A 13,023-nucleotide genomic window follows, 5' to 3' on the forward strand; every position below is an offset into this window, starting at 1 on the left:
ATCATCCTTTTCCTCTTAAATGTATTTAAAGTAACGTGATTCGTATATTCTCTATCGTACCATAATAAAATAACCGCCCATAGGCGGTTAAATCATTTAAACTACTTCGATGCAGTTGCTAAAGTGGCTTCAGGCGTTGTAACTTTATCATAAAATTTGACGAACTGGTCACGTTCATCGCTACTACGATAAGCCATCGCCACACGTGGATGTTCATTCAGGACACCAGAAATCATGTAAGGAATGATATAGCCCCACTCCCACTTATTTCTCATTTCGACCATGTGCTTTTCAATAACTCCAAGAATCGGCCTCAATTCATAGCTTGATTTTTGTATATAACTAACAAGAAGTTCAGTGTTACAATTACCTGCTGCACGTCCCATACCATAAACAGATGAATCTAGGAAGGTTACTCCATTTTGATACGCAGTCAATGTATTGGCGAACGCTAATTGCATATTATTATGGGTATGGTTCCCGAGCTGTTTGTTAGGGAGCATCGTCTGGAATTTTTTCACTTGATGCGCAATACCTGCAGGATCCAAGCTTCCAAAGGAGTCAACAATATACACTACATCTACAGGGCTTTCTTTTACCATTTCCATTGCATCAATCAGCTGATGTTCAGGCACACTGGATAAAGCCATGATGTTGAGTGTAGTCTCATAGCCCAAATCATGAAACATTTGTACAAGCTCTAAACCTTTATCCACTTCACGGATATAGCATGCCACCCGAATCATATCCAATACACTTTGCTCACGTGGCAGGATGTCATTTGGATCCACACGACCAATATCTACTAGAGCCGATAGCTTTGTGAACTTCTTCTCCGGAATGATTTCTTTTAGGAAATGATCATCAAGAAATCTCCATGGATTAGGCTCAGTCGCGTTAAGAAGCTTAGCAGAATTTTTGTAGCCAATTTCCATATATTCCACTCCAGCTTTGCTTAGTCCATTATATAAGTCTTGAACAAATTCGATACTGAAATCCCAATTGTTTACTAACCCTCCATCACGGATTGTACAGTCTACTATTTTGCTGCTATGTACCATAATTGCAACTCCCCCTGTGGTATGAACATTAGTTATTATTTTTTATTAAGCTTGCAAACGTCTTTGCCCACTTTTTTTACCTCTTTACAGATTATCCTGCCTAATCCCATTATAGACAAAAAGGTGTACCGAAAATAGTACACCTTTTCAATATTTACAGAATTGTTAGTAATTCTGTAGGATCTTCCATTGCATTTTGTACCTATTCTCAACGATTCGTGGTAACTTCTTTTATTTCATTTTGTATGAAAACTAGTAAATTATTCTTCCTTATAAAACCGTTCATTCGTAGCCGCATTAAAATAAACAACTAATTTTTTCTTTGTGGTCGGATCGATTGACACTTCATTTGTACGGACAAAGCCTTCAGGCACTTGCTGACCATGCTTTTTTTTGAAGCGGCGGTCCCAGATAAACCACGAACCGATGAGTAAAATACCTTTCTCGACAAGCTGGAAAAAGGTGAGATGCTATCCCTCCTTTGTTTTCCTATTTACATCAGTTCTAAAAAGGAACAAATCGTTAAGATCCCTTTATCAAAGTTTTCCAAGTTAAAATGTTCATTCGGTGCATGAAGATTTTCATCTGGCAAACCGAATCCCATTAAGACTACGGGAGCATGTAGGGCCTGGTTGAAATCCGATACAATCGGAATCGAGCCACCTTCTCTTTTATAAACAGGTGATTTCCCATAAACTTGTTCATACGCTCGAGCCGCTTTTTGAATCATCGGACTGTCAATCGGCGTTAAGAATGGATTACCTGTATCTTGAAGCGTCACTTTTACCGTGCATCCTTCTGGTGCATGTTCTTCAATATGCTTTTTGATTAAGCCCTGGATCTTTTCAGGATTTTGATTGTTGACTAGTCGGCAGGTTATTTTGGCATGTGCCTCGTTCGGAATGACGGTTTTTGTGCCTTCCCCCTGAAATCCACCCCATAAGCCATTTATTTCTAATGTTGGCCGAGAACTGATTTTCTCAGAGTAAGGAAAATCGTTTTCCCCACCAGTCAAATCCGATAACCCTAATGATTTTTTTAATTTTTCTTCATCAAAGCCCAATGCTTTAATTTGTTCCTTTTCAAATTCAGTCAATTCTAAAACATCATCATAGAACTGAGCAACATTTACCTTTCCGTTTTCATCATGAAGAGTAGAAAGCAGCTGCACCAATAAATGGTTGGCGTTCTGAACTCCCCCGCCAAACATGCCGGAATGCAAATCCGTATTCGCCGTTTTAAGAGAAAATTCCAGGGCACACAATCCTCTTAACGAATAGGTAATGGCAGGAACTCCTCTATCCCACATATCAGAATCGGAAATGACCACCACATCACAGGCTAATTTTTCTTTATTATCGGATAAAAACTGCGGAAGATGTGGACTTCCGATTTCTTCTTCTCCCTCGATGCAAAATTTTATGTTTACTGGTAATTTATTTTCTAATTTCAGTAGTGTTTCGACTGCTTTAATATGTAAGAATGTCTGCCCTTTGTCGTCTGTTGCCCCTCTGGCAAAAATCTTTTCATCTCGAATGTCTGGCTCAAACGGAGGGGTTTCCCATAAATCAATCGGGTCAACGGGTTGTACGTCATAATGACCGTATACTAAGACAGTCGGTGCATTTTCTTGATGAAGCCAGTCCGCATATATAATCGGATGACCATTTGTCTGGGTGATTTCAACATGTTCCATACCAATGGTTTTTAACTTATTGGCGATCCATGAAGCTGCTTTTTGGATGTCCTCTTTATGCTCAGATAAGGAACTGACGCTGGGAATACGGAGTAATTCTTTTAATTCCTCGACATTTCGATCGTGATTACTGGATACAAACTCGGATAATTGACTCATGTTCTCACCTTTTCTGTTTTATTTACTATTCTATTTTATACAAAAAATAAGAAGAAACCTACAATAAACTCTGAAAAAGAGAAACGAATATTGTTGAGGTGATTTCGACCATTGTTGGGAGTATCAACAATTAATATTTATCAATCGTCGCCCCTAAAACAGATGCCCGGATAAAATCAAGCTTCTGAAACCTTTTCAACTCTGCTGGCGTACCAGTAACGACAGCCCCATTTAAACGAAGGTTGCCATTAGTAGCTTTTGAATTCTCCTTGATCCCCTTTAATGCCTCTTGCACAGAACTTTTATGGCTGCCTTCTTTCTTCAACAGCTCTAAAGTCTCGACAAACCATTTCCCGTTATTGTCAGAAAAGGACTGTCCAGGCACGACATCGAACCCAAAGGCGCCACCCCCGCCCTTCGTCTTCACACTGTCCTGATCCAGCGTGCGTTCCATCCTTTCCATTTGCGCAGCTGTCGAGGTATCGACCCACAGCCAATTGACATTTTCCTGTCCCAACTGCTTAGCTGCCTCTGCTATCGTCATCGGCTCCTTAAACGAAAGTGCTACCTCAATTAACTTGTTCTCATCCAAGCTCGTAGCGATATCAAGCTCGTGTGGTAGATAGTCATATGACAAACCAGGATAATAAAAATCTATTTTTCTTTCATTATTAAAATCATTGTACCGAACGTATCTATGAGCCTCCTTATTTAGCGTATTGACCTCCATCATCCCGCTTCCTCGTTCAAGGACCTCCACTCTTCCAAAAACAGGGACTTTTTCCGTCTTCTTATCCCAAAGAATCGAGCGATCCCCCATCGTTTTTCGATAGGTTGTTTCTGCTGTAATACTAAATAAATTGTAGTTAAAGGAGGTACCTCCTGGTGAAATATTGGCTCCGTGAACACTATCGTAGTATATATCCTGATTCTCTATTCTTTTCGTGAGGATATATTGGCTGCCCATAAAAAGAATCGTCAGTAATAAAGAGGTAGTAACCACCGTAATGATGACATACTTAATCGTTTGTTTCCGTTTTGTTTTTTTGACGGCCTTTTGTAACGAAGGACTGCTGACAAAATTGATTTCCTTCTCATTATTTGGTTCGTGATTTTCACTCATGGATGGCCTCCTTATACATCTTTTCTAACTTCTTCCTTGCTCTAAATAGATTCGTCTTAATTGAACTCACACTCATATCTAAAAGCTTGGATATTTCTTCGTATGTAAGTCCTGACTGATACTTTAACAGCAACAGCTCTTGAAATAACGGTTTTAACTGTGTGAGGGCCTTTCCAAGCTCACGGTTCCGTTCATTGTTTAGAAAAATGGTTTCAGGTTGTTCTTTTGTATCAGATATTAAAAGAGCTTCGTTTACGTTCAGTTCGTACCTTCCACGCTTACGACATTGATCATAGTAGGAATTTAACGCCACTCGAATTAACCAACTACGGATTTTTGTAGTTTTTATAGAATCGTAGTACAGCAGATATTTATAAGCCGCTTCCTGAACGGCATCTTCTGCATCGACTTTTAAAATGCCCAACTTTCGTAAGTATCTATAGACAATATTCAATTCTATATTGAGTTCAGTTTGCTTATTTATTTCATCCATTATCGTCCTCCCAGCAACAAGACGTATAACATTGAGAAAAGTTTACAATTGTTTTAGAAAAAATTTCCCTTTTAGCCAATATACCATCCATTCATTTGCTTTAAGTTACTTTTTTATTAGACTTTGACTGCATGGATAAATAAAAAACACCATCCAGTTATGGATGATGCATGCAATCACTAATAATACTTCAAATACTCTTATAATGAAATTTAAGTTAAAAAACATCCAAACGGTTCTTATCGCTTATCAATGCGGTGAGACCACTAGAACCGTCCCCATGGTTTCTTTTACCCTTTGAAATATAGTAAAGCGATTAGGATAATAATCAATCCGATTATGAAAATAGGACCAAGACTTGTAGTGTATACGAAATAAATTCTAATATGAAGAATGGCATGAACAATTAGAATGATGAGTAAGCATAAAAGCAATAAAATGGCTAACTGTACATTTTTATTCCGTTTCAAAGCATTTGCTCCCTTCTAGAAGCTATACAGGGACATTCAATGTACCAACTTACTTATATAAATATTTTTCGTTAGCTTGAATTATTCCTTCCTTACCTAGCCTGCATTCGATGACACTTCTAATCTGAATAGCACTTTCCGCTGGGACAATTCCGATTACTATTCATGAGTTAGGGCCGACCACAAAAATCGAATCCATGGTCGAGAAACAAAATTCATTGTACAATATCTTTAAAGAAGTGGAGGTAGGAAAATGAAAAAAGTGATTATTTACACTCAAGAAACGTGCCCGCCTTGTCATGCGGAAAAGCTTTGGTTAAAAGAAAATGGGATTGAGTATGAAGATAGAGACATCCGTAAAAACGATCAATATCTCAATGAACTAATTAATCTCGGTGCCGCTGCTACACCAGCAACCATCATCAAATCCGAGGATAAGGAGGAAGTTATCCTCGGATTTGATCAACCAAAATTAGCAGAAATACTAGGGATATAATGTATATTACTTCTATTTAATTGAGCTTGAAAACAATAAAGGAGAACAGTAAATGTCACTGTTCTCCTAAAAAAATAGATGCACATAATTCAATGTGGAAATATTTGTAGTCCTATTTCTTTTTCTGACGAAATAAATCAACAGATTTATACCCTTGTGATAAAATATCAACCATTTGGGCTTTTCGTTTTTCTTGTGTGCTCTGTTGTTTCGCAGAAAAGATATAGCGAGCCCAATCTCTTTGATAACCAGGAGTTAATTCCTTGAAAAATTTGAGCTCATTTACTTTCATGGCTGGAAAGATTTCATCTCTATGTACAAAGGTAGGTTAAATTGCTATTCTTATTTTCCAATCATTACATGACTATCCAATACCCGATCTATTTCTAAAATAATATCGATTAATTCCTGATAATCATGATAAATTTCTTCTTGAGCATGGGCGGTATTATTCCTCAACACTTCGATATTTTTGAAAAATTCCTTGCACTTCGTCGTTGAGTCAAATCCTAATTGTTTAATCAAATGGGGCGTTTTCCTAACAATAGTTCCCTTATCCCCCAATTGGATATTATCCAACAATGTTAACGCTTCATTCTTTTCACTCCGTTTTTTTAACATTTCCTCTGCCTTTCCTAATCTATCTTCTGATAGCTTCACCTTCCAGTTATCTTCTGAACATGCCTCTCTTATTAAAGATATTAGAAGCATTTCCAATAAAGAAATCAGACTAAACGCTAACATGCGAATCGGTTGTTTCTGTAAATCAGCAATGGTAACAATTTTACACACTTTATTCTTTTCAAGAATGAAAACGTATTTCCTTTCTCTAAGAAAATCCAGTAATTCAATTAAAGAAGTTGAGTCAGAGATCAGATCCTCCATACGAAACTGTCGATAAAAATCTTCAACCCTTCCTTCAAAAAGTTCTTCTCGCAATATGTAGCCAGTAATTTTCCCTTTATCCTTCACCCCATATACGTCATAGTCCCGTTCAATCATTTCATTTTTTATTCTTAACGAATGATCATCAAGTGCACATGTATAAATATCCTCTGCCAGCAAATCCACACTTAAGTTTTTTTCATACATAGCTCTTAACTTCTCATACCCTTTTATCGTTCTTGAATTCAAAGCATTCCCTCCTTATGAGATGGGTGAGTGATGTATTTTTTTGCAAAAAATCCATTGACTAACTGTTAGTAAACTTTATCTCGCCACCAATGATTATCCAATTCTATAAATATATTCATATACATTCCCTCTATAAAAAAAGTGCCAACTTCTCTTGAATAGAAATTGGCATTGATTCGCTATACGCTATCGTGTCGCTTTTGGCGGTTGGCACACGTCACATTTACGTTGGTTATTATTTTTAAATTTCGTTAATGTTTTTTCAAAGTTGCTACCACATGCACATTTAAATAGTAACTTTTGAGAAAAACCGTGATATTCCGTCGTTAGCAATTTGCTTTCCGAATTGTTCTCAACAAATTCATTAATTTTATCAATCGTCCATCGTTTATTCATTCTCTTACACCTCCATATTTTAACGCTATGCGGAGGCTTTACTTGGCATCCGTTCAATTTTAGGTAAACGTAGGAATTATCCTAAGTTATTCATTATAACATGAGCCAGCACTCAATTAAACAGATGGAGGACATCTTATTAAAATAAACTGCACGTAAGTTTAAGTACCCCCTTGATATGAAATAATCATTTGCATTTTGTCATAAATAATTGCATGAAATATTATTTTTAATTTATTGGCGAATGGGTCATTCTTGTCACTTTTATTCCTTAATGATATTCCATCACAAAGACAAGAAAGCTCCTACTCTAAAGTAGGAGCTTCCAATGAAAAAAATTTTTATAATGAAGTTAGTTTGTGAGATGCTGGTAAAACTCAAAAGCCTCCTTATCTGAATACCCTTCATGTACAACCTTACCCACGGCTTGAATCATTTCTTCAGGGTATTGGGATTGGAAAATATTCCTGCCCATATCTACACCTGCTGCTCCTCCTTGAATAGAGTTGTAGGCTAGACTTAGGGCTTCTTTTTCTGGTAATTTCTTACCACCTGCCACTACTAATGGGACTGGACAAGCTGCTGCAACTTTTTCAAAATCCTCACAGTAATAGGTTTTAACTATTTGAGCACCAAATTCCGCCAGCATTCTTGTAGCTAACAAAAAGAATTGATTGGTTCGTTCCATCTGTTTACCAACAGCTACCACTCCCAATGTTGGAATAGAGTATCTAGAACCAAGGTTAACAGCTCGGTTTAACTCTTCGATCGTTTCCTTTTGCCCATCCGAGCCAATAAAGGTTTGAATTGCGATGGCACTTGCATTCAGCTTAATCGCATCTTCTATGTCAACGACCATAGATTCATGGCTTAGATCATCCTGGAGAACACTAGATCCAGAGGAAGCTCTAAGTGCTATCGCCTTATTATAGGTCGGTGGAACACTGCTTCTAATGGCCCCTCTAGTCCCCATTAAACAATCAGCATAATTTGCCAACCGAGGAATAAGCAGATCTAATCTTTCTAACCCTGAAGTAGGACCCATGAAATAACCATGGTCAAACGCTAACATGACGGTCTTACCAGAGGCAGGATTAAAGATTCTTGATAAACGATCCTTCATACCCCAATCATAATTATTTGCGCCTTTAACATGGTAGTTCCCATTGTTTGCAAAAGGAACACTCTCAGAAAAATCTTTTGCATTTTTGTTCCCCATTAAATCTGCCAAGTCACTCTCTCCCTCATTCCTAAATTAACAACCATGATTTACATGTTTAACTCTAAAAATCGTAGTCGTTTGTATTGTCTTTCGTAAATACAATCCGCTCAGGTAAAACGATAATTCCTGAATCATCTACCTTATAATCGTAGCCTTGAATGGTGTTCGGCTCTACTTTAACCGTACCCATATCAGGAACATCTATAGAGTCCCCAACCTTCAGATCATTGCCCTTGGCTAACCAATAAGCTACATATACGGCAAGGGCACCCTGATCTGTTACATCCCATAAACCATGGTTGTTAATGGTTCCATTTTCAATAAATTGTCTCATTGAATTGGGTGAAGCAAATCCTGTAATAATGACATCATCTGCTTTTAACCCTTTATTTTCAGCTGCTTGTGCCATTGCTGGTAGTGCTGTTGAGTCGGGACAAATTACGGCATCAATATCAGGGTAAGAATCTAAAATACTTTCTCCAACTTGTAAGGATTTTTGTTCATTGGCATCCCCAAATTGAGTTGTTACAAGTTCCCATTTTGGATATTTTTCTTTAATATATTTGTTTGCATAGTTCACCCATGAGTTTTGGTCCGGAACGGTTGGACTTGAATAGAACCAGCCGATTTTCTTAGCATCATCGGGATTATCCATTTGCTGCGCAGCCATATCAACAAGCATTTTACCTAAGATTTCTGGTGTTCCTTGGTTTACGTAAACAGAACGATATTTTGGATCCACATCCGAATCCCATGTGACCACTTTAACGCCGGCATCTAATGCCTTTTTCAATGCCTGGTTCAAACCATCAGAAGAGACAGAAGAAATAGCTATCGCATCAGCACCGCTATTTACAGCACTATTTATTATTTGTACTTGGTTCGCGACCGTACCTTCTGGAGCACCATCGTACTTTACTTTAAAACCAACTTTTTCACCCATTTCCTGCGCACCATCGTTTCCAGATTCAAAGAATGCATTCCCGGTCATTTTTGGAATGAATACCACCTGAATATCTTTATCCTCTTTCTTCTTGCCTCCCCCTTCAGAAGCGTCATCATTGGATCCGCAAGCAGCCACAAATAACATCACAATTGCCACAACAATGATTAGTTTAATAGATTTTAATTTTCTCATCGTCACTTAACCTCCATTATTTTGTTTTTGTGTGATGATCCGTTTTACATTAAATCTGAAATCAGGATTTATTCCCAGGAATGCAACTGAAACTATCAGAAGGCCCCCCGTTGCCAATCCTATATATTGGGTGGAAACCCCAGCCATTTGCAAGCCTATCTGCATAAATCCCAATATGATACTGGCCAACGCTGTCCCAACAACCCCCCCTTTACCTCCGGTGATTAATGTTCCTCCTAACACAACGACAGTTAGAATCGGCATAAGATATTCAGCACCATAATCAGATCTCGCGCTTCCTAAATAGGAAGTTAATACAACTCCTGCAATTCCAGCACTTAACCCTGACAGTACATATGTACTAGTAATTATTTTTTTAGTATCAATCCCAGAGTACTCGGCTGTGTTTTGATTAATTCCTGTTAAGTATATATATCTGCCATACTTCGTGCGATGCAAAAGTATATATGCGATGATAAACATGATGATAAATAAGATAACGGCATTCGGGATTCCCATGACTTCTCCATTTGCAATCCAGCTAAACCCCTCCGAAAACCCAGAAATTCCTTCATAGGTACTAACATCAGACACCCCTACCAACACAATGGCAATCCCACTATATAAAAGCATTCCGCCAAGGGTGATGATCATGGCTTGAACTCTTCCATATGCAATTAGGACCCCATTGAGAAAACCGCACAATCCACCAACTAAAATAGCGCAAATGATTGAAACCCAAATATTGATTCCAACCACTTGAGATAAGAGACCCGTAATTACAGAGGTTAACCCAATAATCGAAACTCCAGAAATATCAATTCCTCCTGTAATAACGACCAGTGTCACAAAAAATCCAATAATCGCTATGGCAACAAAATCATTAAAACTATTTAACAAAATCGTCACATTCCAGAATCTGGGATTCATCATCCCAAATACGATCATTTCAACAACGATTAAGATGAACAAAGTAAGGTTCCATTTCGGGATTTTATTTAACATGTCATATCTAAGCCTCCTTTTGTAGAACTCTTGCATTTAATCTTACTTTCTTTGCCTTTTTATTAGCGTTAAATGCAAGCAAGGCATCAATCACTACAATGATGATTAAGAGAGCACCCGAAATTGTATCATTCCAAAACGCTGGAACTTTCATAAAAACTAGAGCAGAATTGATTGATGTTAAAATAATGGCTCCTAACGCTGCGCCCACTACCGTTCCAATCCCACCTGCTAATGACACTCCACCAAGAACGCATGCTGCAATAACAGTTAACTCAATTCCTACTCCGGCATTTGTTGAGACAAAGCCAATTTGACTAACAAAGATTAAGCCTGCTAAAGAAGCACATATTCCAGAAATGACAAATGAATAGGCAATATATCTCTTCACAGGAATCCCTAATGAAATGGCTCCGTCTACGTTGTCACCAATAGCAGTGTAATATCTTCCCTTGCTGTTCTTTGATAGGTACACCTGAGCGAATATGACTCCAACAATGACGATGATAGATAATAAATTCACTCCAAATATGTCTATTTTTGAGAGTTCTTTCACGTTTGCCGGAATGTTTTCTACCCATTTACCATCTGTATAAATAACTTGAACCACTCTCGTAATGGAGAGTAAGGCTAACGTCATAATAAACGAAGAAATTTTTAATTTTATTAATCCAAACCCATTAATAAGTCCAATGAATGCTCCTATTCCTATAGCAGCGAGTACAGCTAGAAAAATATTCCCCCCGTCTCTAAGAATGGTTCCGCAAACGGCTGCACTTAAGCCCAGGGTTCCACCAATTGAAATATCTAAATTCCCCGTTAACAAGACAAAGGTCATCCCTACCGTTAGAACAATATAAATCAAGCTGCTTTTCAGAGATTTATCGATATTCTGTAACGATAAATAGTCAGTATTTATGAAACCCACAACCACAAAAAGAAGGATTAAAAATATAAAAGTTCTAAATTCTCGTTGTTTGATTATTTTTGAAAATCTAGTCATGTGCCCTATCACCTCCTTCAAATGTTCCAAAAGATGCTTTCATCACATTGACTGCATTAATTTCGTCTAAGTTTAAGCAAACCTTGCACGTTCCCTGATAGACAGCAAAGATGCGGTCACTTATTCTTTCGATTTCTTCAAGATCAGAAGAAATGAGCAGAATGGAAAATCCCTGGTTTTTTAATTCTGTTATGATGGAATAGATATCCCCCCTTGCAGCCGCATCAATTCCTCTTGTTGGTTCATCCATAATGATTATTTTGGGATTCACGGATAACGCCCTTGCAATCACAGCCTTCTGCTGATTTCCGCCTGATAGTGATTTGATTTCATCCTCCTGAGAATTCACCTTAATTCTTAATCTATCAATATACTGATGGGCCACTTGTTCTTCTAACTTTTTCTTAATAAAAAAACCGCTCCGTTTCATCATTTGTGAGGTGATATTATTCCTTACAGAAGTTATCGAAAAAATACCGTTTAAAAATCGATCTTCAGGTATATAAGCCAGACCGCTGTCCACCGTTTCATTGATGGACAACTTTGTGATGTCTTTTCCATCAAGATAGACCTTCCCGCTCTGGATAGGATTAATTCCGTAAATCGCTTCAGCAATTTCCGTTCGTCCAGCCCCAACCAGCCCAGCGAGACCAACAACCTCACCCTTATAAACGTCAAAACTAATATTCTTAAATCCATCTCCAACGATGTTATCCACTTTAAGAATCGGTTTTTCTCCCTCATGGTTGGATTTTCGTCTTTCAAACGTCTCTTGGTGATGATCCTCGTTTTCAGCAGGAAGCAGCCCCTGAATCAGCATTTCTTTCGTAAATTCAGCTATTTTTCCTTTCAAAGTTACTTTTCCGTCTCGTAATATGACTACATGCGTGGAAATCTGAAAGACTTCATCCAGTCGGTGGGTAATATAGAAAATTCCAACCCCGGCATTCTTTAACTGCTCAATGACTTTGAAAAGAGCCTCTGTTTCTGAAAACGTTAAAGTAGAAGTTGGTTCATCCAGAATTAACACTTTTGACTTTCTTAAAAGTCCTCTTATGATCTCTAGCTGTTGTTGCTCCGCAATACTTAGTGTAGCTGCTATTCGTTTCAGATCGATATTCCAGCCTAATTCTTTAATTAGTTTTATTGACTCTTCCTTAACTTCCTTTTTATCCTTACGAAATCCAATCGTAAGGTTTTGTTCAACCGTCATATTAGGAAATAACAGCGGCTCCTGGGGCACTAAATAAATGCCTCTTTCATGCGCTGCAAAAGGATTTAAATGATCTGCCTTTTCACCATTAATTTCAATTATTCCGCCTTCTGGTTTGTAAATTCCTGTGAGAATTTTCATTAGGGTGCTCTTCCCTGCCCCATTACCACCGATAATAGAGATAACCTCGGACTCATTCAGTTCTAATGAAACCCCTTCTAAAACTGTATTCCGATTAAAAGACTTTCGAATATTCTCCAATCTCACTAAGTTCTTCGGCGCCTGCATCCTATCCACCTACCTTAGCACTATTCATGTAATCGCTTACTTTTTTATCATTCTATTACTGATTCATACATTTTATTAACAAACAAACATTTTATTATTTTCTATATTTTAGATTTTTCAAGTTTA

Annotated in this window: 12 protein-coding genes and 1 pseudogene; 1 reads left to right on the top strand and 12 read right to left on the bottom strand. The window is 37.8% G+C overall.

Annotation, left to right across the window (positions count from 1 at the left end):
* Positions 1–101: 101 nt before the first annotated feature.
* The 4 genes from TY15_RS07405 to TY15_RS07420 form a co-directional block, all read right to left on the bottom strand.
* Positions 102–1,061, bottom strand: a complete 960-nt coding sequence (locus TY15_RS07405) for an aldolase catalytic domain-containing protein (RefSeq protein ID WP_040209195.1) — start codon at positions 1,059–1,061, stop codon at positions 102–104.
* Between the two features lie 493 nt (positions 1,062–1,554).
* A complete protein-coding gene (locus TY15_RS07410) occupies positions 1,555–2,916 on the bottom strand; it encodes a dipeptidase (protein WP_040209196.1) in 1,362 nt (453 codons plus the stop codon).
* 130 nt (positions 2,917–3,046) lie between these two features.
* Positions 3,047–4,039: an anti sigma factor C-terminal domain-containing protein gene (locus TY15_RS07415; RefSeq protein WP_040209197.1), complete on the bottom strand. Its 993-nt coding sequence runs from the start codon at positions 4,037–4,039 to the stop codon at positions 3,047–3,049.
* Positions 4,032–4,532 (bottom strand): RNA polymerase sigma factor, encoded by a 501-nt coding sequence (locus TY15_RS07420; protein ID WP_040209199.1) that lies wholly within the window; start codon positions 4,530–4,532, stop codon positions 4,032–4,034. The genes TY15_RS07415 and TY15_RS07420 overlap by 8 nt, the downstream gene beginning before the upstream one ends.
* 723 nt (positions 4,533–5,255) lie before the next feature.
* Between TY15_RS07420 and TY15_RS07425 the strand changes: the two genes are divergently transcribed.
* Positions 5,256–5,498 carry a glutaredoxin family protein gene (locus TY15_RS07425; protein ID WP_040209200.1) on the top strand — a complete coding sequence of 81 codons (243 nt, stop codon included), beginning with the start codon at positions 5,256–5,258 and terminating at the stop codon, positions 5,496–5,498.
* A 112-nt stretch (positions 5,499–5,610) separates the two neighbouring features.
* On the opposite strand, the pseudogene TY15_RS07430 reads toward TY15_RS07425, so the two are convergent.
* The 8 genes and pseudogenes from TY15_RS07430 to TY15_RS07465 all read right to left on the bottom strand — a co-directional run.
* Positions 5,611–5,781 (bottom strand): annotated as a pseudogene (locus TY15_RS07430) (YdeI/OmpD-associated family protein); the annotation flags it as partial.
* A gap of 59 nt (positions 5,782–5,840) precedes the next feature.
* On the bottom strand, positions 5,841–6,632 hold the full coding sequence (locus TY15_RS07435; RefSeq protein WP_040209202.1) for a hypothetical protein: 792 nt from the start codon (positions 6,630–6,632) through the stop codon (positions 5,841–5,843).
* Positions 6,633–6,818: 186 nt separating this feature from the next.
* Positions 6,819–7,028 (bottom strand): hypothetical protein, encoded by a 210-nt coding sequence (locus TY15_RS07440; protein ID WP_040209204.1) that lies wholly within the window; start codon positions 7,026–7,028, stop codon positions 6,819–6,821.
* 352 nt (positions 7,029–7,380) lie between these two features.
* Positions 7,381–8,259 (bottom strand): 3-hydroxy-5-phosphonooxypentane-2,4-dione thiolase, encoded by an 879-nt coding sequence (gene lsrF, locus TY15_RS07445; RefSeq protein ID WP_040209206.1) that lies wholly within the window; start codon positions 8,257–8,259, stop codon positions 7,381–7,383.
* A gap of 52 nt (positions 8,260–8,311) precedes the next feature.
* Positions 8,312–9,388: an autoinducer 2 ABC transporter substrate-binding protein LsrB gene (gene lsrB / locus TY15_RS07450; RefSeq protein ID WP_040209208.1), complete on the bottom strand. Its 1,077-nt coding sequence runs from the start codon at positions 9,386–9,388 to the stop codon at positions 8,312–8,314.
* Between the two features lie 6 nt (positions 9,389–9,394).
* Complete coding sequence (locus TY15_RS07455; RefSeq protein ID WP_040209210.1) at positions 9,395–10,393, bottom strand: ABC transporter permease; 999 nt, start codon at positions 10,391–10,393, stop codon at positions 9,395–9,397.
* A gap of 7 nt (positions 10,394–10,400) precedes the next feature.
* Positions 10,401–11,396 (bottom strand): ABC transporter permease, encoded by a 996-nt coding sequence (locus TY15_RS07460; protein WP_042374259.1) that lies wholly within the window; start codon positions 11,394–11,396, stop codon positions 10,401–10,403.
* Positions 11,389–12,897, bottom strand: a complete 1,509-nt coding sequence (locus tag TY15_RS07465) for a sugar ABC transporter ATP-binding protein (protein ID WP_040209212.1) — start codon at positions 12,895–12,897, stop codon at positions 11,389–11,391. Before TY15_RS07465 ends, TY15_RS07460 begins: the two co-directional genes overlap by 8 nt.
* Positions 12,898–13,023 lie beyond the last annotated feature (126 nt).

The organism is Neobacillus jeddahensis (assembly GCF_000612625.1).
GTDB lineage: Bacteria > Bacillota > Bacilli > Bacillales > Cytobacillaceae > Neobacillus > Neobacillus jeddahensis.

Excerpts from the sequence above, each read along its gene's own strand:
- TY15_RS07405 (WP_040209195.1), bottom strand. The coding sequence starts at position 1,061 with ATGGTACATAGCAGCAAAATAGTAGACTGTACAATCCGTGATGGAGGG.
- TY15_RS07425 (WP_040209200.1), top strand. The coding sequence starts at position 5,256 with ATGAAAAAAGTGATTATTTACACTCAAGAAACGTGCCCGCCTTGTCAT.
- TY15_RS07410 (WP_040209196.1), bottom strand. The coding sequence starts at position 2,916 with ATGAGTCAATTATCCGAGTTTGTATCCAGTAATCACGATCGAAATGTC.
- TY15_RS07440 (WP_040209204.1), bottom strand. The coding sequence starts at position 7,028 with ATGAATAAACGATGGACGATTGATAAAATTAATGAATTTGTTGAGAAC.
- TY15_RS07460 (WP_042374259.1), bottom strand. The coding sequence starts at position 11,396 with ATGACTAGATTTTCAAAAATAATCAAACAACGAGAATTTAGAACTTTT.
- TY15_RS07420 (WP_040209199.1), bottom strand. The coding sequence starts at position 4,532 with ATGGATGAAATAAATAAGCAAACTGAACTCAATATAGAATTGAATATT.
- TY15_RS07455 (WP_040209210.1), bottom strand. The coding sequence starts at position 10,393 with ATGTTAAATAAAATCCCGAAATGGAACCTTACTTTGTTCATCTTAATC.
- TY15_RS07415 (WP_040209197.1), bottom strand. The coding sequence starts at position 4,039 with ATGAGTGAAAATCACGAACCAAATAATGAGAAGGAAATCAATTTTGTC.
- lsrB (WP_040209208.1), bottom strand. The coding sequence starts at position 9,388 with ATGAGAAAATTAAAATCTATTAAACTAATCATTGTTGTGGCAATTGTG.
- TY15_RS07465 (WP_040209212.1), bottom strand. The coding sequence starts at position 12,897 with ATGCAGGCGCCGAAGAACTTAGTGAGATTGGAGAATATTCGAAAGTCT.